Raw genomic sequence first — 23,306 nt, 5'->3', positions numbered from 1 at the left:
TTTGCGCCCGAAAAAGTTGCACTTTTGCAGCATTGTTCTGTTATTAGGCTTTTCTATCTTCAGGATGCCAGCCAACGCGGGGCTGGAGCGAGTGGAATAAAGCCCTTGGGGTTCGCAAACGGCGCCCGGCATGGGTGGCTCGAACATATAGAGGGCCAGGAGGTTCGCAATCGGGCGCCCGGCGGAGTTGGCGTGAACGAATGGCCTTGGCCGCCATCCGCGAAACAGTATCGTCTTCAGACAGAAACGACGGAGTCGTTTCTGCTTGGAATATAGACTTATACATAGCATGATTTTGCTTTAACGGCATAAAGCCTTAACGTCCCTAACAGCCTTAACAGTTTTAACAGTCCTAACGCAGCTTTAACAGCCTTAACGTCCCTAACAGCCTTAACAGTTTTAACAGTCCTAACGCAGCTTTAACAGCCTTAACGTCCTTAACAGCCCTAACGTCTCAACGCCTCAATACCTCAACGCCTCAACGCCTCAACGCCTTAATGAGCCATAACAGTCATAACAGCCATAACAGCCCCTAAACGTCCATAACAGCTTAAACAGCTTTAAAAGCTTTAACTGCCGTCCCGCATGGCGCGGAACGAAGCCTGCGCCGCCTCGATCGTCTCGTCGATGTCGGCCTCGGTATGAGCCGTCGTCAAAACCATGCTTCATACTTCGAAGGGGCAAGGCAAACGCCCCGGTCCAGCATATGCCGGAAAAAGCGGGCAAACGCTTCGCCGTCGGCGTTTTGCGCCTCTTCGTAGTTCGTGACGGGATGGCTGCAGAAATGCGTCGAGAACGCCCCGACGATGCGGTTCACCGTGAGCGGCACTTCGTTTTCGGCCGCGAGACGGGAAAGCGCATCGGTCAGCCAGGCGGCGAGCGCATCCATCCGTTCGTACACGCCCGGCTGCTGCAGCACTTCGAGGCAGGCGATGCCGGCGGCGATGGAGGCGGGATTACCGGCCATCGTACCGGCCTGATAGGCCGGACCGAGCGGCGCGACCTGCTCCATAATTTCCTTGCGTCCGCCGTACGCGCCGATCGGCAGACCGCCGCCGATAATTTTGCCGAGCGCGGTCAGATCCGGCTCGATCGCCGTATGATCGGGGAATGCCGCGAACGTCTGGGCTCCTCCGTAATGGAACCGGAAGGCGCTGATCACTTCGTCGTAAATGACGAGCGCGCCGGCATCGCGGGCCAGTCGGCACAGCCCTTCGAGGAAGCCGGGCTTCGGCATGACCATCCCGAAATTGCCGACGATCGGCTCCACCATGACGGCGGCCGTCTCGTCTCCCCAGCGCTCCAGCGCCTGCCGCAGGCTGTCCAGATCGTTGAACGGCACGGTGACGACTTCGTGGGCGATGCTCGACGGAACGCCGGCGCTGTCAGGCGTACCGAGCGTGGAGGGACCGGACCCCGCTGCGACCAGCACCAGATCCGAATGTCCGTGATAGCATCCGGCGAATTTGATAATCTTCGTGCGCCCCGTGTAAGCCCGGGCGACCCGAATCGTCGTCATGACGGCCTCGGTGCCGGAATTGACGAACCGCACTTTGTCCATCGACGGAATGGCCGTCTTGAGCATGCGGGCAAGCCGGATTTCCAGCTCGGTCGGCGTGCCGTACAGCGTGCCGGTGCGGGCGGCCCGTACGATCGCCTCGGCGATATGCGGGTGCGCATGCCCCGTAATAATCGGCCCGTACGCGCATAAATAATCGATATAGCGATTGCCGTCGACATCCCAGAAATAAGCCCCTTCGGCGCGCTCCATGAAAACCGGGGCGCCGCCGCCCACCGCCTTGAACGAGCGCGACGGGCTGTTGACCCCGCCGACGATATGCTCGAGCGCTTCGCGGTAAAGCTCCTCCGAACGGATACGTGGCTGCAGCATGGTCATTCCTCCTTGAAAAGATCGGGTATACCGGGCAACGAAAAGAGGGGCGAAAACCGCAGTCCGCAGAACCGAACCGGCTTCCCCCTCCGGAATTGTCAGATTGGTCGAAATATTAGAATTCCCCGTCGAACTATCCGTATTGAACAATCCGTGTTAAATTCCCCGTCGAACTATCCGTATTGAACTATCCGTGTTAAATTCCCCGTTAAACTCCCCGTTGAAATATCCGTTGAGTTATCCCTGGAAATATCCCTCGAAATATTCGTTTCCCCTATGGCGCCGCCGCTTCGCTGCTTTGGCCGCCGCTGCCGCTGTCCAGAGCAGTGCCGCCTCCGCTCTCCCGGCCGCTGTCCGTGCCGTCGGCTTCGCCGGAGACGGTTGCGCTCTCGTCGGTTGCGAGCTGCTCCTGCACATATTCGCGCAGCTTGTCTTCGTCGCTGATCTCGAGCACCGCGGCTCCGCCGTTGGAGCTTCGGAGCAGCTCCATCGGCGGCACCTGCGCCGAGCCGCTCATCTTGACCTCCAGGCCGAGCATGCCCAGCTTGAGCATGTCTTGCGGCGTCAGGTTCGTCTCGATATACGGGGTAACGCTTTCCAGGATTTGCTTCATGCGCAGCAAGTTCCAGGACGACTGCATTTTCTGGGCCACGGCCTTCAGGAAATTGCGCTGGCGCTCGGTCCGCGTAAAGTCGCTCATCGCATCGTGACGGAAGCGGACATATTGCAACGCCTTGTCGCCGTCGAGATGCTGATAACCTTTCTTCAGATCGATATCATAACGGTTGCCGTCGGCATTGTCGGTCCACTTCATATCTTTCTCGACTTCGTAGTCGACCCCGCCGATCGCATCGACGAGCGCTTTGAAGCCTTCGAAATCGGTATAAACATAATATTGGATATCAAGTCCGAGCAAATCCCCGATCGTGCTCATCGTCAGTTTGGGACCGCCCAACGTAATGGCGGCGTTGATCCGGTTTTGCCATGACCTTCGATATCGACATACGTATCGCGAAGGATGGAGAACAGATGCGCCTTCTTCGTCACCGGATCGATGGAAGCGAGCAGCATCGTATCTGTGCGGGCCACCTGATCTTTCTCCAGACCGCGGGCATCTGCTCCGAGCAGTAAAATATTGACCCGTTCCTTGCCTTCCCATTTGGGAGGTTCTTCCTTGTTGACCTGCTCGAACTGGCCGAACCGGGATTCTTCAGGCGATTTATTGAAATTGTCCAGCGCGTTATAGACGCCGAATCCCTGATAGGCGGCATAGCCGATAACGCCCGCCAATACGGCAAGCAACCCGTACAGCCCCCATCTCCACTTGGATTTCTTTTTCGTTTTCTTTCGCATTCCGGCGTATCGCCCCTTTAGTTATGATAAGCGAGTATAACGGGCAAATCACGGTGTACCCGGTGCAGCAAGGGGGCCGGGGCCGCTTTTCCTTTGTCCGTATCTGATGTATGATTACATATCATAAAATTATAAAGGTCTTGATGGCAAAAGATCAAGTTCTGTGCCATTTATTAGAAAAATATCACAATTTCCCGGGAAATGTCGAGCGAGAGGAGCGTTGCGGACACCATGCTGGCGATAGATGTCAAAGATTTAAGAAAGCAGTTTCGAGTGCAAAAAAGCAGAGAAGGGCTTTCGGGGGCGCTGAAAGATTTGTTCAAGCGCGAATATCGGGAAGTGACCGCTGTCAAAGATATTACGTTTCAAATTCCGCAGGGCGAAATATGCGGCTATATCGGCGAGAACGGAGCGGGAAAATCGACGACGATCAAAATGCTGACCGGCATCCTGGTGCCGACATCCGGACAGCTGCTCGTCAACGGCCATGTGCCGTATAAAGAACGGGAGAAGTTCGTGCGCCAGATCGGCGTCGTATTCGGACAGCGTTCCCAGCTATGGTGGGACATCGGCGTGATCGAATCGTTCCAGTTGCTGCGCAAAGTATACCGCGTGCCGGAAGCGGAATACCGCAAACGGCTGAACGAGCTGGTCGAACGGCTGCAGCTCGGCGACCTGCTGAACCGTCCGGTGCGCAAGCTGAGCCTCGGTCAGCGGATGCGCTGCGAGCTCGTCGCCTCGCTGCTGCACAATCCGTCGATACTGTTTCTGGACGAGCCGACGATCGGTCTGGATATCGTCGTCAAAACCGAAATCCGCGAATTTCTGAAGCAGATGAACCGCGAGCACGGGACGACGATCCTGCTGACGACGCATGATTTGCAGGATATCGAAGCGTTGTGCAACCGCGTAATCATGCTTGACGACGGCCGCATTATTTATGACGGCGGACTCGAACAATTGAAAGCCCGCTGGAGCAGGGGGCGCGAAATCCGGTTCCGGTTCGGCGGACAGGCTCCGCTTGCCGAACTGCGGCTTCTGACCGCGGATCTCGGCGTCACGTGGACGGCGGGAAACGATATGACGGCCGCGATGTGGGTGCCGATGGAAGTGAGCGTATCCGATGCGTTGGCGCGCGTCGTCGGCGCCTGCCAGGACATTCGCGACATTAAAATCGTCGAGACGAATACCGACGATATCGTGCGCGAAATTTACCGCTCCGGCTCGGCTTCGGCCGGTTCCAGGCTTGAAGGCGCGGAGTCCGGCGCGGCGGGAGCCGACGCGGCCTCCGGGGAAGCCGCCGCGGCAGCCGCGGGGGACCGTGCGGACAAGGAGCCGGTGCGCCATGGCTAGCGCTTATCTCGACCTGATCCGCATCCGCTTTCTGATGATGCTGGCTTACCGCGTTAATTATTATAGCGGCATTATTATTTATGCCATTAATATCGGCGCTTACTATTTTTGTGGCAGGCGATTTATGGCGCGCAGGAGCAACTCGGCGGCTTTACCGTCGCGCAGATGACGACGTATGTGGCGGTGTCGTGGATGGCGCGCGCGTTTTATTTCAACAACCTGGACCGGGAAATCGCCAATGAGATCCGGGACGGGAGCGTCGCCATCCAGTTCATCCGCCCGTATTCGTATCTGGCCGTCAAAATGATGCAGGGCTTCGGCGAGGGGCTGTTCCGCCTGCTGATGTTCATGGTGCCGGGCATGATCGTCGTCTGCCTGCTGTTTCCGGTGAAGCTGCCGACCGATCCCGCCGTCTGGCTCGTCTACCTGGTCATGCTGCTGCTGAGCTTCCTGATCAATTCGCAGATTAACATTTTGACGGGACTGTTCGCCTTTTTCGTCGAAAACAATGAAGGCATGATGCGGATGAAGCGGGTCATGGTCGACCTGTTTTCCGGCGTTGTCATCCCGATCTCGTTCTTCCCCGGCTGGCTCGCTTCCGTTATGGAATGGCTGCCGTTCCAGGCGATTACGTATTTGCCGAGCTCGGTGTTTACCGGCAGGACGCCGGCCGGCGAAGCGCTCGGCGTGCTCGGCCTGCAGCTCTTCTGGTTTGCGGCGCTGCTCGTCCCGATCTGGTGGCTGTGGCGGCTTGCCAGACGAAGATTGTTCGTACAGGGAGGGTGAGACGGCATGTTTGCCTTGTCGTTATTTTGGGAATATCTGAAAAATTACGCCAAAACCCGTCTGACCTACCGGGCCGACTTCTGGATCGAAGTGCTGTCCGATCTGATGTTCCAGGGAATGAACCTGATCTTCATTTTGATCGTTTTCCGGCACACGGCGTCGCTCGGCGGCTGGTCGGAGCTGGAAGTGGTATTCGTATACGGCTTTTTCATGATTCCGTACGGCATATTCGGCACGTTCTTCAATTTGTGGAACTTTAGCGAGCGCTACATTGTGAAAGGGGAGATGGACCGGGTGCTGACCCGGCCCGCCCACAATTTGCTGCAACTGCTGCTCGAAAATATGGACCCGCCGTCGCTCGCCGGCTCGATCGTAGGCGCGGTCATCATGGGCGTCTGCTGGTACAGGCTCGGCCTGCCGCTGGATTGGCTCGACATTCCGATTATGCTGCTGTTTATCGCCGGAGCGGTGTTGATCTATGCCGGGCTGTATACGGCGCTGACGGCCATCGCCTTTTACTCGGATTCGCCGACCGGCATCCTGCCGCTCATGTACAACATCCAGAATTACGGCCGGTATCCGGTCAACATCTACAATAAATTGATCCGCTTCGTCCTGACGTGGCTGCTTCCGTTCGCGTTCGTCGGCGTCATTCCGGCGGCGCATTTTCTGGACCGGAAGGACGACATTGCGGCGCTGGCGCCGCTCACGCCGGTTATGGGCGTCATCGTATTCGCCATCGGTCTTGCGATCTGGAACAACGGGGTGAAGCGATACCGCGGGGCGGGCTCGTAGCCGACGGTCGTTTGTTCCCATCATGGAAAAGACCGGACCGAAGCACACAAGCTTCGGTCCGACCGCAACGCATGGGGGGCTACTTGTCGGCTGCGAGCCAACGATCGTAGCCGGTCTGATACACCTCGAGCAGCTTGTCGATGCCCATATCCTTCACCGTCTTGACGAACGTATCCCATTGGTCCATCGACGCTTCCCCGGTGACGAACTTCGCTTCCATGCTTTCGACATAGGTGTTCAGGTCGGTCTCGATGCCCTGGATCTGCTGTCTCTCTTCCGGCAGCAGATAAATATCCGGGAAAGGCGATTTGCCGTATGGCTTCAGCTTCTTGTCCACCTCGGCGATCCGGAATTGATGCATCGGATCGGCCCAGTTGTTCTCCACTTCCTCCGGCGTAAACATCGGGAACGAGACGCCGACGGCGGGCGTCACCTTGCCCCCGCGGTATTCCTCGATGTTCATGCCTTCATGCTCGATATATTTGCGCAGTTTCTTCTCGTCGTCGGCCCATTCCCACAGATCCCCCTCAAGCCCGTAATGGATCAGGATTTCGCCTTCCGGACTCCACAAATAATCGACGTAACGGATAATCACCTCCGGATATTTGCATTTGTTCGTTATGGCGAACGTTCCTCTGGAAATGCCGGAGCCTTGCGAAATGATCGGCTGGTCCGGATTGGCCGGACTCGTCATGGCCGGCACGAGCGGGTGGATCGTGGAGCTCTCGCTGTCCCCGCCGAGCGTCAAATACGGGAGCGCGTCGGTGAATACGCCGACCTGACCGGCATGCCCCTTCGCCGACTTCTGCTCGGTCGTCTGGGAGAAGGTGCCGGGGTCGAGCAGTTGCTCCTTCCACAGCCTGTTCATATATTCGAGATAGGCTTTGTATCCCGGCTGAAGAGCGCCGTAGATCACCTTGTCGTCGACGGCCATATGCTCCCGGCGCAGCACGCCGAAGGCCGGGAGGAACATGCCGCGCACGTCGCCGAGCTTGATCGAAGTGAGCGGGATTTCGTCCGCCTCGCCGTTGCCGTTCGGGTCCTTCTCCTTGAAGTCCTTGAGCATCTTGTACATTTCATCCGTCGTGCGCGGCGCTTCGGTAATGCCCAGCTTCTGCATCCAATGCCCGTTGATCCACATGCTCGTCAGCTTGGCGATCGGCGCCTGGTTCACCCCGGCAGCGCGTAAATATGGCCGTCCGGAGCGGTGATCGATTGCTTGATTTCCGGATTTTCGTCAAGCACCTTGCGGATATTGGGCGCGTATTTCTCGATCAGCCCTTCCAGCGGAATAAGAATGCCTTGCTGGCCGTACGTAATTTCATCGTCCGTCGTCAGCTGTCCGCCGAAAAATACTTCAGGAATTTCTCCGCTGGCGAAGGCCAGATTTTTTTTCTCGGCATAGTCGGACGACGGCGGCGTATTGTAGTTAAATTTCACATTCGTCAGCTTTTCCATCTCCCGGAAGAAGGCGAGGTTCTTCCATTCGCCGACAAGCGCATGCCGCGCGCCCATCACCTCGATCTCGACCGGCTCGCTCACGATAGGAAAACCGGTCGCGTTGAAATTGTCGCCGGGCTCGCGTTCTTCCGGATTCGCGCTCTCCGTTTCGTCCTTGGCGCAAGCCGCCAGCAGCAGAGAAACGGCCAGCAGAACGGACAACCATATCGATAACTGTCTTTTCAATTTCATTCTCCCCTTTATCGTTTCGTTACTCTTTGATCGAGCCGATCAGCACGCCCTTCAGAAAGAAGCGCTGCAAAACGGATAAACGGCAAGCAGCGGCGCGGTCGATACGACGATGACGCCGTATTTCAGAATCGAGGCGATACGGGCCTGCGCCGCGAGCGCTTCCGCCTGAATCGAGCTGTTCGCCATATTTTCGGAGCTCATCTCCTGGGCGACAAGAATTTTGCGCAGCACGAGCTGGAGCGGATACAGACTGTCGTGATTCAGATAGATCAGCGCATTGAAATATTGGTTCCACAAGCCGACGCCGTGAAACAGCGACATGACCGCGATAATGGGCAGCGACAGCGGCAGCGCGATCCGGAAAAAATATGAAAGTACGACGATCCGTCAACCTTCGCCGCCTCCACGAGCGGATCGGGGACATTTTGCTGGAAAAACGTCCGGGAGACGAGGATGTCCCAGGCGCCCACCACGCCGGGAATGACGATCGCCCACATCGAATTGACCATGCCGAGATCGCGCACGACGAGATACGTCGGAATGAGCCCGCCGCCGATCATCATGGTGAGCAGAAAATACCACAGGATAAGCTTCTTCCCGGCCAGCTCGCGCCGCGAGAGTGCATAGGCGCAAGGAAGGAGCACGATCAGGTGGAGGACCGTTCCGATCACGGTATAGACGATCGTGTTCAGGTAGCCCAGCCAAATTTCGTTGTTCTGGAAAATCCGCTTATACCCTTCGAATGTAATGCCCCGCGGCCAAATCCACACCTTGCCCGAATTGACGAGCGTCGGATCGCTGACGGATGCCGACAGCACGAACAGGAGCGGGAACAGGATCATGCCGATGAACAGGAGGAGCAGGACATGATTCACAAGCTCGAAGGTCCGATCTGACATCGTTGCTTTCATCGCTGCGCTCCTTTCACCATAGACTGTTCTGCGTCAGACGCCGCGCGCCCTGATTGGCCGCAATAAGCAGCAGAACGTTGATCACCGAGTCGAACAGGCCGACAGCGGCCGAGAAGCTGTACTGGCTCTGAAGCAGCCCGCTGCGGTAGACGAACGTCTGGATGACGTCGGAAGACGACATGTTGAGCGGATTTTGCAGCAGGAGCACCTTCTCGAAGCCGACCGACATGAAACTGCCCATCGACAAAATAAACAGAATAATGACCGTCGGCATAATCGCCGGAATGTTAATATGCCAGATTCTGCGCAGCCTGGACGCGCCGTCGACGGAGGCGGCGTCGTGCAGCTCCGGATTGACGCCCGCCAGCGCGGCCAAATAAATGATGGCGCCCCAGCCGAGACCTTGCCACTGGCCGGACCAGACGAAAATATGCTTGAACCAGTGCGGCGTGATCAGAAACTGGACCGGTTCCCCTCCGAACAGCTTGATGACGTTGTTGACAAGCCCTGTCTGCGGGTCCAGAAACGCGATAATCATGCCGGCCATGACGACGGTCGAAATGAAATGCGGCGCGTACGTGATCGTCTGCGCCCATTTTTGAAAGCGGCGTTCCGCACCTCGTTGAAGGACAAGGCCAGCAGTACAGGCAAAGGAAACAGCAGCAGACCGTAAACGTTCAGCACGAGCGTGTTGCGGATCAGATCCCAGAAATAATAGGATTGAAAGAAACGTTCGAAATGATCGAAGCCTGCCCAGGGGCTCCCCCAGATGCCCTTGCCGGCAACGTAATGCTTGAAGGCAATCTGGACGCCGTACAGCGGAATATAATGAAAAATGAAGAAGTAGACGGCGGCCGGAAGCAGCAGGACATAAAGTTGCCAGCACTTCACGGCTTGCCTGAGTGTCATGGTGAAGCTCGTTCTGCGGTGCATAACAGCGGCATCCGCTCCCTTCGTCGAGGATGGCTGCGTTCCGAATCGACCGGTCGTATTGAACGCGCTTTCATTGTAGGACGACGCCGAAACCGCGTAAATATGTCGCTTTGCCGATGACAACCGACCGGGAAAAGCGGCTTTCGGCCAAGGAACGGAGGCCGCACAACATATGTCATTTCCGCACATCCCGGCGGCCGCGCAAGCCCAAATGACAATCGGGCGAAGGCGACCGATGCGGTCAGTCCGGCGTTTTTGAGTGTTCGTTACCGGGAATTCGTATGGCGCTTCCGGTATTCGCCGGGCGTCATGCCTTCCGCCTTCTTGAACTTGCGGATAAAGTTCGGTACATCGATGTATCCGATTTCCTGCACGATCGTCCGGATCGGCTTGTCCGTCATGACCAGTTGCCGTTTCACTTCCGCAAGACGCAGCTCCCATAAATACTGCAGAAACGTTGCGCCGGTCTTTTCTTTCAGAAAACGGCTCGTATACGATTCCGACAGCTGAAAACGTGAGGCAAGCTGTTCCAGACTGAAGGCGTATTCCTTATAATGCTTGTCGATGTAGCGGATAATTTGCTCGCCGAGCAGCTGCCCCTCCCGCTCCTTCAGCAGCGAGGCCTGCCGGCAGGCGCCTTCCATGAAGGCGTTCAGCTTCGGCTCCAAATCTTCGATGGAGCTGAAATTGACGATCGCTTTCTCCAGCTCCGGATCGCTGTAGGCGATGGAGGCGGCTGCCCGGAAGACGACGTTGACGACATCGAAGCAGCAGCAGCGGAGCCATGCGATAGACGCGTCGAGCGACCGGATTCGGCGGAGCAGCGTTCCCGCCGTTTCCAGGGCGGCGCGGCGGTTGCCTTTTTTCAAGCTTTGGGTCAGCTTGAGATGAAGATCGTTGCTGTACCAGCCGCTAATATCGCCGGATGCCGAATGCTGCTTGAAATAGAGAACCGTATCGGTTCCGCTCGTCAGCTTGTAATCGGCGGCCGCCGACGCTTCGATAAACGAGCTGTGCGCCTGGGTGATTGCCGGATAGACGGTGCCGACCCCCATAACGCCTTCCAGCTCCAGGTTATCCTTCAGCCGCTGCAGCTCCTGAACGGCGGCTTCCGTGCAGGCGGGGTTGGCGTGAGCGGTATTGACGACGGCGGCGATCGCGTTGTCATGAATGAGCTCCACGCCGCAGATGACGGCATCCGGCAACCGCCGGGCTTCCAGCTCCTTCAGCAGCGCGCCTTTCCGCTTTACGTCGTGATGCGGCGCGTTCTCGAACGAAATATAGACGACAAAGAAATAGGGGTAAGGGAAGGAGACGCCGGACATGGCGCACATTTCCGTGACGGTATCCGGATCGTCGAGATTGCCGCCCAATATTTTCAACAGGCATTGGTCCCGCACGAACGGCTGCTGCACCGACATTTTTTCCCGAAGCGAATCGTGATGGCGAATGAATTGCTGCACCGTATCCTGCACGGACCCGCCGGCTTCTCCCGCCGGCCTGCTTTTGGTGCCGTACATATAGCTCATCAGGCTGCCGATCGGCCGGTACTGTCTTGCCGCGAAGAAGAGCGCAAGCAGCAGACCGGTCACGACCAGCAATCCGGCGATGGCCAGCAGCAGAATCGGAATATGAAACACTTTGCTGGCGTACTGGTTCGTCGGGGCGGCCATGACGAACGTCCAGCCCGTCTCCGGCGCATGAACGGTGACGACGGAATGCCGGCCGGAAGCGCCGATCTCCGTCTCGCGCACGCCTGTCCGGGCCAGATCCAGACCCGTCAGCTCCGCTTGCCGGAGCTGTCCGAGCGGTCCGTCCCGATGAGCTTCGGCAATGACTTCCCGGTCGGCGTTCAGCATGAAGATGCTGCCTTCGAAATCGCCCAGCGCATGGGCGATCATGCCGGAGAAGACCGACTGCCGGACGAGGAACATGACCGTGCCGTATTTGTTCGTATCGTGAGGCGGGATCGGGAAGAGGAACAGGACGGAGCCCGGCCTTTTGTTGTCGTCGGAAGCAAAGTAATCCGCAGGGAGCGCGGCCGGCGCTTTCAGGTTGCGGACGGTGCGGAGAAAATGCTCCTTCTGTTCGTCGCTGGCGCCGAAAACGCGGTAAAGCAGCGTGTCGACGGCGTAATACCCCCGGTCGGAATAGACGTTGGGGGAATCGTGGTAATACAGCATCATTTCGTCGATCGTGGCGTTGGACGACTTGTAGATGCCCAGCTTTTCGATGGCGTCGCTTGCGGTATAAGGATGGCTGACCATGTAGGGGGTAAGGTGCTTGTCGTAAGTAATGAGGGCGGCAATCTGGTTCATCGCCCGAATCAGGTTGCCCGTCTGCTCGCCGACCTGCATCATTTTGTTCAGGTTGCTCTGGTCGATTTCACGCTTGAGCGCGTTCACCGACTGCTCGTACAGAAAGAGGCTCATCACAAGGAACGGAATAAAAAAAATGACCAGATAGGACAGCATATAGCGGAAAAACAGTTTCGATCTCAACGCATTCATTTTCCACGACCTCCCTATTGTAAAACATATACATGGTTGCGAAGGGAATGTCCTGCCTTCGCACGTCCCGAGTTGGCGCAAGCGTTCCGAATCCGCTACAATAAAGGGACAGCCTAGACAAAGGAGGGAACGGCTCATGAGCCAGGTGGAGATCGGGCGGAAAGTACCGGATTTTACGCTGCCGGCTTCCAACGGCGCCGACGTTTCGCTGAGCGATTTTCGCGGCAAGAAGGTCGTCCTTTACTTCTACCCGAAAGATATGACGCCGGGCTGCACGCAGGAATCATGCGATTTCCGCGATGCGAACGCAGCGTTCGCAGACCGCAATACGGTCATTCTCGGCATCAGCCCGGATGACGTCAAATCGCACAACAAGTTTATCGAGAAGCATGGCCTGCCGTTTCTGCTGCTTGCCGACACGGATCAGAAAGTGTGCAAGATGTTCGGCGTATGGCAGAAGAAAAAAATGTTCGGCCGGGAATATATGGGCGTCGTCCGCTCGACGTTTCTGATCGACGAAGAAGGGCGGCTCGCGCGCGAATGGCGCAACGTGAAAGTGGAAGGCCATGCGGACGAGGTGCTGGCGGCCGTCAAACAATAATAGCCGATCGGCATGAAAGAGAAAGGGCATCTGCGAACCGCCTTCCGGGGGTCATGCAGATGTCCTTTTTTCGGATCTATAGAAGTTTTGAAGGAGAAAACAGAAGAAAAACAAAGAAAACGCGAAAACGGACAACTTTTACTAGGGATTATTTGACGATAACGCCGAAATTGTCATATAATCGTCTTATACGGCGGGAATTCAGACGAACATGACGCACTTCCGATGTTGGCTTGGCATCAAGAGGAACGGGACGGAAATGACATCCGGCAACGAATCTTCTTCGAGGAGGTCGGAACAATGTACGAGCTGAAAGACCGGGAATTCGTTTTTGTGTTCACGGGGCCGGACGGGGCGGGCCGCAAGACGGTCGCCGACCAGGCCGGCGCGACTCTCGGCATGAAGAAGGTCGTGTCCTGCGCGACGCGAAAACCGAGGCCGGGGGAAGTGAACGGGCACGACTATCATTTTATTTCACACGAATTGTACGAACAGATGGAACGCCAGCAGGAATTTCTGGAAAGCATACGAATCGGCGCCAACCGGTACGGCATCCGCGAGCTGGACGTGGCGCGCAGCTTCGAAACGCACGGCTGCATCTATGTGATCGTCAACCGGCAGGGAGCCGACATCTTGAAGCGGCTGTACGGAGAGCGGACCGTTCGGCTGTTCATTTACGCGGACCGGGAGACGGTCGCCGGGCGGCAGCGGAAGAAGGGGCTCGACGAGGCTGTCGTCGGGGAGCATCTGGCCCGCTACGAGCGCGACCTGGCTTACCGGCGCGAATGCGAGCACGCTTTCGAGAATTACGATCTGGCGCATACGGTATGGGATGTGACAAATACGCTGGAGCGGTATTTGAAGCGCGGTCTGGTGGAAAGGGATTGACAGCGGGGACGGACGCACATGTGACGGTGCGTCTTTTTTTGCTTGCATGGATAACCGGCAAATCGATTGGCGGGGAGGAAGCGGGCAGATGGTAGGCAAGGAAAAACTGCGTTCCGTCATGGAAAGGCTGGAGCCGGCGGGCCACGGCTTCTATTATCCGGACGGCGATCAGGATGCGTTCTGGCGCATCGTTCGTACAACGCCCGATTATGCGGATCTCGTAAGCGAGATCAGACGGGAAGGCGAACGGCTGTCGGCAACTCCGATCCCGGAGCTGACCTATGCCTTATTCACCTTGTTCGAAAAGCAAGGATCGCGGCTCGAATACGAACGCGTATATTTCGAGCGCAGAAGAAGGTTGAATACGTTCGTGCTCCTGTCTTTGCTGGAGCCGGAACGAGATGAACTGCGAAGCGGTCTGCACGAGATCATCTGGGCGGTCTGCAATGAATATACGTGGTGTCTTCCGGCTCATCTGCAAGGAAGGAAGGCCCGGGGCGCCATCGATCTGTTCGCTGCGGAGACGGGCTTCGCTCTCAGCGAAATCGCGGTGCTGCTGGGCCAGCGGCTTCCCGCCCGGCTGCGGGACAGAATGGCGGAGGAAGTGGAGCAGCGCCTGTTCCGCCCCTTTCTCGAGAACGGCCCGTTCGGCTGGGAGACGGCGAAGCACAATTGGTCCGCCGTTTGCGCCGGTTCGATCGGCGCTGCCGCGCTGCTTATGCTGGATCCGTCGGACAGGCTGACGGCCGTCATAAGCAAAGCGCTCGACAGCATGGCGTATTTTCTGGACGGCTTCGGTGATGACGGAGCCTGTACGGAAGGAATCGGCTACTGGAATTACGGCTTCGGCTTCTTCGTCTATTTCGCGGATTTGCTCAAGCGGCGGACGGGAGGCGCCATCGACTTGTTCCGGCTGGAGAAAGTCCGCAGCATCGCCCTGTTTCAGCAGAAATGCTATTTGGATGGCGACGCGGTCGTCAATTTCTCCGATTCGCCGCTGCGCGTCCCCGTACAGCTTGGTCTCACGCATTATTTGGCCGGGCTGTACCCGGAGGATATGGATGTGCCGCCTTCTTCCTTGCGGGCCGCCTACACGGAGGACCATTGCAGCCGCTGGGCTCCGGCCTTCCGCAATCTGATCTGGTACGATGCCGGGAAGCGGGAGACGGCATGGCGCGCCGCCGACTACTACTTGCCGGATGCGGAGTGGATCGTGTCCCGGCATCATTCGGAATACGGGCGCTTCGGCTTTGCCGCCAAGGGCGGGCATAACGACGAGCCCCATAACCATAACGATATCGGACAGTTCATTCTGCTTGCTGGCGGGACGCCATTCATCACCGACCTCGGGGCGGGAGAATATACGGCCGAATACTTCGGTCCGGGCCGCTACGACTTCGACTGCAACGGTTCGCAAGGCCATACGGTTCCGATTCTGGACGGTCGTCTGCAGGCTGCGGGCCGGGACAGCGCCGCCCGCATTCTGGAGGCGTCGCTCGGGAAGGACGAGGTCCGGTTCAAGCTGGAGTTCGGTTCCGCTTACCGTCTCGGGCATCTGGCGTCCGCCGTCCGGCAGTTCGTATGGCGAAAGGCAGAGCTTCCGTCTCTCGAGCTGATCGACGAGTTCAAGTTCACGTCCGTTCCGGAACGTATCGTCGAACGCCTCGCAACCGCCGTTCCCCCGGAGCCGGGGGAAGGCTGTATCCTGCTGCGGGGCGAGGACGGCTATGCGGTCAAAATCGTCTGCGATCGCGATGAGCTTGAGCCGGTCGTTACGAGCAGAACGTTCACCGATCATTTCGGGCGGGAAACGCCATGGTATACGATCGATTTTTCTCTCCGCCGGAAAGCTTTGTTCAACCGGATCGCGCTGCGATTCGATATCGTCGTTTTGACGGCAAGTCCGTCGTCAAGTCCCTCGTCCAGTCCGTCGTCGGAAAGCCGCTGACGGAATCGTTGTCCGATCCGCTCGAAGGAAGGTCCGCAGCGAAGCTGTCCCGCCGGTCTGTACAAGGCCGGCAGGACAGCTTTTTTGGCAGGGCGGCGCTATAATAGATTTTGCAATGTATCGTGTGCAATGAGATCGGCTGCGGGAACAGGCCGCTGTCTGGTTGCGGCCATGCAAAGGAGGGAAAGATATGGTTATCGGACGGATCGTAGCCGGGGCTGCGGCAGCGGGAGCTGTTTTGCTGTTCGGCGCGGCAGAATATTTTTACAGAAAAAGCGTCAGCCGTTCGGACAAAAGCTTCCTGGTCGGCGATCCCGATCTTGTATCCACCACTTCGGGCGTGCGTGGAAACCATATAGCCGCCAGCGCCGCCTGGCTGGCGGAGCGGCATCCCGAGGAGTGGACGGTGCGGGCGGATGACGGCATCACGCTTCGGGCGTCGTACCTGAAAGCGGACCGGCAGACGAAGCGGCTCGCCGTGCTGGTGCACGGGTACTCGGGAGATGGAAGCGCCATGGCGGGTTATGCGCGGCTGTATCGGGACAAGCTGGGGTTCGATGTTCTGATGCCGGACATGCGGGGGCACGGCAGAAGCGGCGGCCATTATATCGGGTTCGGCTGGCATGACCGGTTCGATATTATCGCATGGACGCGCGAAGCGATCGAGCGCCTCGGAGCGGATTGCCGGATCGTGCTGCACGGCGTCTCCATGGGCGGCTCGGCCGTCCTGATGGCGAGCGGCGAGGCTCTGCCCGATCAGGTCAAGTGCATCGTTTCCGACTGTGCGTACAGTTCGGTGAAGGATATTCTGGCGTATCAGATGAGGCGGATGTATCGGCTTCCGGCTTTTCCGCTGCTGCCGCTTACGAGCTTCCTGACCCGGCTGCGGGCCGGCTACAGCTTCGGGGAAGCTTCGGCGCTGCGGCAGACGGCCCGGTCGGACAGGCCGATTCTGTTCATCCACGGCGGGAACGACACGTTCGTGCCGACGGCCATGGTCCGCCAGCTGTACGAGGCCAAACGGCAAGGACCGAAAGAACTGCTGATCGTGCCGGACGCCGGCCATGCCGTTTCCTACGATACCGACCCCGAAGCGTATGCGGAAGCGGTGGCGCGATTCACGGAGCGTTATATATGAGCGGACAATGACCGTCAACCTTCGGCCGCATGCGGGAGCGGCAGGCATTCGCCGGGGCCGTCGCTCATATACTCTGTGATAAAGCATCATTTATGGAGAGAAGGGTGACGGATGACGATGCCGCGTTGGTTGAAGACGTTTGTTCTGGCCGCAATGGCCGGATTGGTGGCGGTCGGCGCCGGTGGACGGAACACGATGGAAAGCGGGCCGGCCGAATCGGATGAACGGATATCGGAGTTCGGAACAGGGGAGACGCCGAATTCGGCTGCCGGGCCGGAGCGGGTCATAACGGCGTCGGGGAGCGCGGAGCCATCGCCGGCGGATAGGGAGCAATCCGGTGCCGTGAAATCGGCGAATGCCGCTGTCCGGACAAGCCCGGAGGCAGACGCGGCGATGACGAATGCTGTTGCTCCGACAAGTCGGAGGGCAGTTGCGGAAGCGGGGAGTGCCGTTGCTGTGACAGGCTTGAAGCAAGACGCGGCTCTGACAGGTTTAAAGGCAGACGCTGCGACGGCGCATGACGTCACGTTGACAAGCCAGACTGCCGGCAGCAAACCGAAAGGTGTTTCCAGGTCCGCCAAGGCGAAGCCGGTCGTCTATTTGACATTCGATGACGGGCCGAGCGGCTATACAAAGGACGTGCTCGATATTTTGAAGCGTGAACGGGTGAAGGCGACGTTCTTCGTGCTGGGCGAGCACGTGGAACGGTATCCGGAGACGGTGAAACGAATCGCGGAGGAAGGCCATGCGATCGGCAATCATACTTACAATCACAAGTACGAACAGTTATACGGCAGCTTCGGAGAGTTTGCCCGGCAAGTCGTCGAAACCGACAAGGCGATCGAACGGGCGGCGGGCGTTAAGACGAGGCTTTTGCGGGCGCCGGGCGGGACGCACCGCAATTTTGACGAAGCCTATTTCCGGGCTTTGGACGAAGCGGGCTATATCGTCGTCGATTGGAACGTCGACAGCGGCGATTCCCGGCGGATTGGCGTTCCGGCCGATGAAATCGTCGCCAATGTCAAAGCGTCCAGACTGTCGGAGCGGACCGTCGTGCTGCTGCACGACTCCTCGATTCATCAGGAGACGGTGAAAGCATTGCCTGACATTATCCGGTATTATCGTGCGAAAGGCTATACGTTCGCAGCGCTGGAGCAGCAAGCGTCCCCGGTTGTATTCCCGGTTGCGGACAGCATCAAGTGGAAGCGGGACATGCCGACCGCGGCGGAGACCGCTTATTTGCAGAAGCACGGCGCAAGCGGCAGACTGGCCGCCGCAGCCCCGGAAGCGCGGCCGGCGAACGCGCATGCGGCCGGCTCGCCGACGGAAGCGGGCGGACGGTTCGGTGCGCCCGCACCGGCCAAGCTTGCGGGAGAAGTCCGGAAACGCGCGCCGTTCCTGACGGAAAGCCGGCAGCTCGTTGTCCGAAAGGGCGGCATCGTCGTGCGGTGGGAGCCGGGGGAATACGCGATTCGCGACGGAGCGGTGTTCGTGCCGGTCCGAACGTTGGCCAAAGGGTTCGGGGGAAAGGTTTATTGGGACGGAAAATCCAACAAAGCGACGGTTATGGTGAACGGCACGGTGCTGGAGCTTGAGCCGGGGCCGGACAGCATTCGCAACAATCGGATCATGCTGCCGCTGAGAGGCGCGCTTGCCGCATTCGGTCTGGAAATCTACCGGATGAAGGCAGGGAATGCGATAAGGGAAATAGAGGTCGGCCCGTTCAGGACGATCGCATAATATGCGGAATATGCGGCCATAACGCGGCTGCCGGCAGGTCTAAAGGGGACCGGCTGTGGCGAAACTGGAAGAATAGATAGAGTTAGAATCTTCCGGGAGGTAGTCCAGTATGATCACGCCCGAGCGATGGGAAATGGGGCGGGGCGAAGCCGGTGCGGAGCGAGAGCGGCCGGATTTCCGCAGCCCCGGGCATGCCGCAGAAGCGCGAATCGAAGAGCCGCAGGTGCTGCTCGGCCGGATGGCGTCGCGGTTGGAATCGGTTTTGATCGGCAAAAGAGAAACGATTACGCAGGCGATGGCCGCGCTGCTCGCGGGCGGACATGTCCTGCTGGAAGATGCGCCCGGCGTCGGCAAAACGATGCTGGCCCGCGCGTTCGCGCGCGTAATCGGCGGGCGGTTCGCGCGCATCCAGTTTACCGCCGACATGATGCCGGCGGATATTACCGGAGGCATGATATGGGACGGGGAAAAGAACGAGTTCGTATATCGGCCGGGGCCGATTATGGCCAACCTGGTGCTGGCGGATGAAATCAACCGCACTCCGCCGCGAACGCAGTCCGCGCTGCTGGAGGCGATGGAGGAGCGCTGCGTCACTGTGGAGGGCGAGACGCGCCGGCTGCCGGAGCCTTTTCTGCTGATCGCGACCCAGAATCCGCTTGCCTATGAAGGAACGTATCCGCTTCCGGAGGCGCAGCTCGACCGCTTCCTGATGCGCCTGGAAATCGGTTATCCCGCGCCTTCGGACGAGGTCCGGATGCTGGAGGAGGCCGGCGCTTCCCGCCAGACGCGGCCGGAGGAGCTGCGGCCTGTCGTGACAACCGGCGAGTGGCGGCAGATGCAGAGGGAAGCGGGCCGGGTTTACGTTCATCCGAGCCTGTGCGAATATATCGTCCGCGTCGCCGGCGCGACCCGCCAGGCTTCCGAGCTGTCGCTCGGCGCGAGCCCGCGCGCTTCGCGGGACTGGCTGCGGGCGGCCCAGGCGCGCGCATATATGGAAGGCCGCGCCTATGTCCTGCCGCACGATCTGCTGGATACGGCCATGCCGGTGCTGTGCCACCGAATCGCCGCGCGTCCCGGGGCTGACCGGACGATGGCGCTGCAGCGCATATTGAAGGAAACGCCGCTTCCCGAAGGCGATCGTCCGGGGGGAGGGCGCCGATGAGCGAAGCGAACGCCATTCACGCCGATCACGCCATTCGCGGGGAAAACCCGTCCGGCGCAGCTTCTGCCGGGAAGGCGGCGATTTGTTGGCGTCTGCGGCCGGGAGCCTGGGCGCTGCTCGGGGCCTGCTGGACGGTCAGCGCGGCGGCTGTCGTCTTGCGCGGGGAGGCTATGGAGTGGTTCGCCGCCGCCGCGTTCGGCCTGCTCTCCGCCTTTTGTACAGTGCTGCCCCGGCTTGCGGCCGGCGCTCTCGACGCAGTCCGCGCGGTTACGGTTCCGGAGCCGAGCGGACCGGGCGGACACGCGGGAGACCGGGATACGGTGCTTGTCCGGTTGACGTTCCGCTCGCGCATCGTGCCGCCGGTCGGTTGGATCGGCGTTGAAGAACGAATCGGCAAGGCGAACGCCGACGCTTCCTCCGCGGTCGTCTGCCGCTTTCTCACGCTCTCCCGTCTGCGCCGTCAATGGACGGTGGAATATCGGATCAGCGGCTTGCCCCGCGGACATTACCTGTTCGAGCCATTGCGCTTGACGGTCGAAGACCCGTTCGGCCTGACGGCGGTCGAGCGGCGGGTCTTCGCTGCGGACCGTCTGATCGTGATGCCTTCCCCGCCTGCCGAATCGGAGCGCGGCGGGCGGCTGCGGCCGGCTGCGGCCGAACGGGCGGCCGAACGGCATCGCGAACCGGAAAGCTGTCTGCCCGCTATTCGCAAGAGCGACGGCGCGGAAGGGCGGGCGGCATTCGCAGGAATGATGCCGGGTCCGGGAACGGAGCGCCGGCCGTACCGGGCCGGCGATTCGCTCCGCCATATCGACTGGCGCGCCGCGGCCAAGGGAAAAGGCTGGCAGACGCGCTTGCAGCCGCCCGGTCCGCAGGACGGGATCGTGCTCGCAGTCGAGACGTCGTCCGCCTTGTATCAAGACGATGATGTGCTTCTCGATGCCGCGGCCGGCTGGGCGGTCGGCACGGCGGACGAGGCTGTTCGTCTGGGATACCGCGTGCGGCTTGCGATCGGCGGAAGCGAGGAACGGCTGGAAGCGGAAGATGCGTCGGCGGTCGTCCGCCTTGCGGAGCGGCTTGCCGCCGTCAGCCCGGACGGCGGCGGAAATGCGGACTCCGGCTGGCGCGATACGATCGCGACGCAGCTGGTCCGAGGCGGGACGCTTGTGTACTTCACGCCGGATTGGCAGCATGCCGGCGGCTGGAGCAAGCTGGCCGCCTTGATTGCCGCTGCGGGCTGCCGGCTGGAGCTGCGGTTCGTGTCGCGCCAGCATACGGTTACATTCGCCATGCGGGAAGCGCAGAAACGGATCGAAAGCGGCGGAGCGGCAGTCCGCTGGTTGTATGTTCCGGAACGTCCGGAGGTTCGGGCGGAAGCGGCGGAAGGAGACGGTTCCGATGGCCGCGCATCGTAACGGTACGGGCGGCCGGGGACAAGGCATGGCGGCGCCTTCTGCTGCGGCGAACGGCCGACCGTACGGAGCGGGTAGCGGCCGGCCGGACTTCGCGGGAGGGAGCGGCGCGGCAGCCGACGGGTCGCGCGGCTGTTCGTGGCGCTACCGCTTGGCCACGACGCTGCTGCTCTACGGGCTGTTGGCGGAATGGATACTGCCGTGGCGGCAGCTGCATGAAGCGGCCGAGCTGTACCGTTTCGAGCCGCTGGTCGCGGCTTTGGGCGTCTTCCTGGCCTGCGGCTTGTTCATGCCGCCCCGCCCGGTCGGGCTGCTCATCAACGGAACGGTATGTCTGGTCGGCACGGCGCTGCTGTTCGTCGACGGATCGGTTGTGGAATGGCTGGCCGAATTACCGTCCGTCTTGAGCGCCGACCTGTCCCGAATGGCCGGGTACGGCCTGATCGCGATGTCCGGCGAGCTCTGTACGCTGCTGATGTTCACCGGCTGGGCGATGCTCGCTCCCGCCCTGCAGTCGCTTGTCTGGCTGCGTCAGGCCGGGTTCGGTCTCGCCGGGCTGACCGTCTGCTATTTGCTGCTGCTGAACGGCTGGCTCGGCTTCGACCTGCAATGGGCGCTTGCGCGCGTAGCGGCGGAAGGGCTGCTGCTTGGCGCGCTGGTCGCCTATCCGCGCGCCTTGCGGCTTCATGGCGCAGCCGCCGTGCATTCGGCGGCAGCCCCCAAGAGCGGCGGCTTTGGACTGCGTCGCTCGCCGATCGTGCCCGGGGCCGCTACGGCGTTCGTCATTATCGCGGCGGCGTTCGCGATCAGCGCGGACAAGCCGCAATCTTTGCGGCCGGCGGAATGGGCCGCCATGCTGGCGGACGAGTGGCGCGATATGCTGCGCAGGACGGCGGGCGCAGGGGGCCGGGACGCAGCAGCGGCGGGCAATGCCGGGGGCGCCACGGCCGCAACGGGCTATGGCACGGACGATTTCGCGCTCGGCGGGCCGCTGCAGCCGGACGATACCGTCGTATTCGCCGTCCGTTCGCCTGTGCCGTTATATTGGCGCGGGGAAGCGAAAAGCATCTACACCGGGCGCGGCTGGTCGGACCGGCCGGCGCAGCTGCGGCTTTATGCTATCGGGGATGGGGCGGATACGGCCGCAGAGCCGGCCGGTGCGGATGGCGCCGCCTCCGGAGACGGCGGCCGCCAAGCGGGCGGGACGGCAAGCGGCGCCGCGCCAGGCGCTGCGGATGCCGTGGGGCGAGCCGCCCGCAAGGTCGAACATACGGTCCGGCTGGTTCATCCTTCCGCTGCCGATATGCCGCTTCTGGCAGGAGGCCCTGTCGGGCGGGTAACCGCTCTGCAGACAGCGGGAACGGATTCGCCGCCGCGAACTTATCTGCGCGATGAAGCATCCGGATCGCTGTTTGTGCCGTCGGCCGGTCTGCGGATATCCGGGTATACGATCGAAACGACGCTGACGCCTTCGGAGCCGGATGTGCTGAGGGCAGCGGCCGCCGCTTCCGCCGATACGGCCGGCAAGGTCGAAGCGGTATCGGAGGACGATCTGCAGCTGCCGGCCGATCTGCCGCGCCGGGTTGTCGAGCTTGCGGAACGGCTGGCCGCGGAAGCGGGGACCCCGGACCGGTACGAACGGGTGAAGGCGGTTGAGCGGTATTTGCGCGGCAATTTCCGTTATACGCTGGAGGAGACGGAGGAGCCGCCGTCCGGCGCCGATTTCGTCGATCACTTTCTGTTCGAGCAGCGGCAGGGCTACTGCGTCCATTTTTCTACCGCGATGGTTGTCCTGCTGCGCGCGCAGGATATTCCGGCGAGATGGGTGAAAGGGTTCGCGCCCGGAGCCGAAGCGGAGCAGGGGGAAGTGGCTTCGGATGAAGCACCGGATAAAGAACCGGATAAAGCCTCGGGTAAAACTTCGAATGAAGCCTGGTATACCGTTCGGGCGAAGGATGCCCATGCCTGGGTAGAGGTATATTTTCCCGGCGCGGGATGGGTGCCGTTCGACCCGACGCCAGGCTTTGCCGCAGGCGCGCCGCCGCAGGTGGACGGCGCCGTGGCGGCTGACGCGGACGGGCGTCCGGCCGATGCGCCGGCGCAGCCGTCCGGCCAAGCCGCTGGCGGCGGCCGGCTCGCGCAAGCGGCGCAAGCTGTCGCGCAAGCGGCGCAAGCTGTCGCGCAAGCGGCGCA

At 60.2% G+C, this 23,306-nt stretch carries 13 protein-coding genes and 5 pseudogenes; 11 read left to right on the top strand and 7 right to left on the bottom strand.

The window, feature by feature from the left end; all coding sequences use genetic code 11:
• Nucleotides 1–569: 569 nt before the first annotated feature.
• Nucleotides 570–1,891: pseudogene (locus tag PACILC2_RS01850) on the bottom strand (glutamate-1-semialdehyde 2,1-aminomutase).
• Between the two features lie 274 nt (nucleotides 1,892–2,165).
• Nucleotides 2,166–3,244 (bottom strand): annotated as a pseudogene (locus PACILC2_RS01845) (LCP family protein).
• Between the two features lie 231 nt (nucleotides 3,245–3,475).
• Between PACILC2_RS01845 and PACILC2_RS01840 the strand changes: the two are divergent.
• The 3 genes and pseudogenes from PACILC2_RS01840 (at nucleotide 3,476) to PACILC2_RS01830 (ending at nucleotide 6,178) form a co-directional block, all read left to right on the top strand.
• Nucleotides 3,476–4,597 (top strand): ABC transporter ATP-binding protein, encoded by a 1,122-nt coding sequence (locus PACILC2_RS01840; protein ID WP_062496024.1) that lies wholly within the window; start codon nucleotides 3,476–3,478, stop codon nucleotides 4,595–4,597.
• Nucleotides 4,590–5,383 (top strand): annotated as a pseudogene (locus tag PACILC2_RS01835) (ABC transporter permease). Before PACILC2_RS01840 ends, PACILC2_RS01835 begins: the two are co-directional and overlap by 8 nt.
• A 6-nt stretch (nucleotides 5,384–5,389) precedes the next feature.
• On the top strand, nucleotides 5,390–6,178 hold the full coding sequence (locus tag PACILC2_RS01830) for an ABC transporter permease (RefSeq protein WP_213527086.1): 789 nt from the start codon (nucleotides 5,390–5,392) through the stop codon (nucleotides 6,176–6,178).
• Nucleotides 6,179–6,257: 79 nt separating this feature from the next.
• On the opposite strand, the gene PACILC2_RS01825 is transcribed toward PACILC2_RS01830, so the two are convergent.
• The 5 genes and pseudogenes from PACILC2_RS01825 to PACILC2_RS01805 all read right to left on the bottom strand — a co-directional run bounded on the left by PACILC2_RS01825 (nucleotide 6,258) and on the right by PACILC2_RS01805 (nucleotide 12,224).
• Entirely contained in the window at nucleotides 6,258–7,352 is a 1,095-nt protein-coding gene (locus PACILC2_RS01825) for a type 2 periplasmic-binding domain-containing protein (protein ID WP_213527084.1), read from the bottom strand.
• A complete protein-coding gene (locus tag PACILC2_RS01820) occupies nucleotides 7,349–7,864 on the bottom strand; it encodes a type 2 periplasmic-binding domain-containing protein (protein ID WP_213527082.1) in 516 nt (171 codons plus the stop codon). Before PACILC2_RS01820 ends, PACILC2_RS01825 begins: the two co-directional genes overlap by 4 nt.
• Nucleotides 7,865–7,889: 25 nt before the next feature.
• Nucleotides 7,890–8,781 (bottom strand): annotated as a pseudogene (locus tag PACILC2_RS01815) (carbohydrate ABC transporter permease).
• Nucleotides 8,782–8,794: 13 nt separating this feature from the next.
• Nucleotides 8,795–9,714, bottom strand: a pseudogene (locus tag PACILC2_RS01810) (ABC transporter permease).
• A gap of 266 nt (nucleotides 9,715–9,980) precedes the next feature.
• Nucleotides 9,981–12,224 (bottom strand): helix-turn-helix domain-containing protein, encoded by a 2,244-nt coding sequence (locus PACILC2_RS01805; RefSeq protein ID WP_213527080.1) that lies wholly within the window; start codon nucleotides 12,222–12,224, stop codon nucleotides 9,981–9,983.
• Between the two features lie 136 nt (nucleotides 12,225–12,360).
• Between PACILC2_RS01805 and bcp the strand changes: the two genes are divergently transcribed.
• The 8 genes from bcp to PACILC2_RS01765 all read left to right on the top strand — a co-directional run.
• A complete protein-coding gene (gene bcp, locus PACILC2_RS01800) occupies nucleotides 12,361–12,825 on the top strand; it encodes a thioredoxin-dependent thiol peroxidase (RefSeq protein ID WP_062496013.1) in 465 nt (154 codons plus the stop codon).
• 300 nt (nucleotides 12,826–13,125) lie between these two features.
• On the top strand, nucleotides 13,126–13,713 hold the full coding sequence (locus PACILC2_RS01795) for a guanylate kinase (RefSeq protein WP_213527078.1): 588 nt from the start codon (nucleotides 13,126–13,128) through the stop codon (nucleotides 13,711–13,713).
• 88 nt (nucleotides 13,714–13,801) lie between these two features.
• Complete coding sequence (locus tag PACILC2_RS01790; protein WP_213527076.1) at nucleotides 13,802–15,661, top strand: heparinase II/III family protein; 1,860 nt, start codon at nucleotides 13,802–13,804, stop codon at nucleotides 15,659–15,661.
• 190 nt (nucleotides 15,662–15,851) lie between these two features.
• Nucleotides 15,852–16,799 (top strand): alpha/beta hydrolase, encoded by a 948-nt coding sequence (locus PACILC2_RS01785; RefSeq protein WP_062496007.1) that lies wholly within the window; start codon nucleotides 15,852–15,854, stop codon nucleotides 16,797–16,799.
• A 111-nt stretch (nucleotides 16,800–16,910) separates the two neighbouring features.
• Complete coding sequence (locus tag PACILC2_RS01780) at nucleotides 16,911–18,539, top strand: polysaccharide deacetylase (protein WP_213527074.1); 1,629 nt, start codon at nucleotides 16,911–16,913, stop codon at nucleotides 18,537–18,539.
• A gap of 109 nt (nucleotides 18,540–18,648) precedes the next feature.
• A complete protein-coding gene (locus PACILC2_RS01775; RefSeq protein ID WP_244863158.1) occupies nucleotides 18,649–19,701 on the top strand; it encodes an AAA family ATPase in 1,053 nt (350 codons plus the stop codon).
• Entirely contained in the window at nucleotides 19,698–21,116 is a 1,419-nt protein-coding gene (locus PACILC2_RS01770) for a DUF58 domain-containing protein (protein ID WP_213527072.1), read from the top strand. Before PACILC2_RS01775 ends, PACILC2_RS01770 begins: the two co-directional genes overlap by 4 nt.
• A partial coding sequence (locus PACILC2_RS01765) for a transglutaminase-like domain-containing protein (protein WP_213527070.1) occupies nucleotides 21,100–23,306 on the top strand: 2,207 nt, incomplete at its 3' end. The genes PACILC2_RS01770 and PACILC2_RS01765, both read left to right, overlap by 17 nt.

The sequence above is a fragment of the Paenibacillus cisolokensis genome (genome assembly GCF_018403665.1).
Taxonomy (GTDB): Bacteria; Bacillota; Bacilli; order Paenibacillales; family Paenibacillaceae; genus Paenibacillus_AH; species Paenibacillus_AH cisolokensis.
Note: the sequence above shows the minus strand (reverse complement) of the source record. Positions and strands in the feature narration are given on the sequence as shown.

Bases quoted from the DNA above. Each gene is read 5' to 3' on its own strand.
- PACILC2_RS01840 (WP_062496024.1), top strand. From the start codon at position 3,476: ATGCTGGCGATAGATGTCAAAGATTTAAGAAAGCAGTTTCGAGTGCAA.
- PACILC2_RS01830 (WP_213527086.1), top strand. From the start codon at position 5,390: ATGTTTGCCTTGTCGTTATTTTGGGAATATCTGAAAAATTACGCCAAA.
- PACILC2_RS01805 (WP_213527080.1), bottom strand. From the start codon at position 12,224: ATGAATGCGTTGAGATCGAAACTGTTTTTCCGCTATATGCTGTCCTAT.
- bcp (WP_062496013.1), top strand. From the start codon at position 12,361: ATGAGCCAGGTGGAGATCGGGCGGAAAGTACCGGATTTTACGCTGCCG.
- PACILC2_RS01795 (WP_213527078.1), top strand. From the start codon at position 13,126: ATGTACGAGCTGAAAGACCGGGAATTCGTTTTTGTGTTCACGGGGCCG.
- PACILC2_RS01790 (WP_213527076.1), top strand. From the start codon at position 13,802: ATGGTAGGCAAGGAAAAACTGCGTTCCGTCATGGAAAGGCTGGAGCCG.
- PACILC2_RS01785 (WP_062496007.1), top strand. From the start codon at position 15,852: ATGGTTATCGGACGGATCGTAGCCGGGGCTGCGGCAGCGGGAGCTGTT.
- PACILC2_RS01780 (WP_213527074.1), top strand. From the start codon at position 16,911: ATGACGATGCCGCGTTGGTTGAAGACGTTTGTTCTGGCCGCAATGGCC.
- PACILC2_RS01775 (WP_244863158.1), top strand. From the start codon at position 18,649: ATGATCACGCCCGAGCGATGGGAAATGGGGCGGGGCGAAGCCGGTGCG.
- PACILC2_RS01770 (WP_213527072.1), top strand. From the start codon at position 19,698: ATGAGCGAAGCGAACGCCATTCACGCCGATCACGCCATTCGCGGGGAA.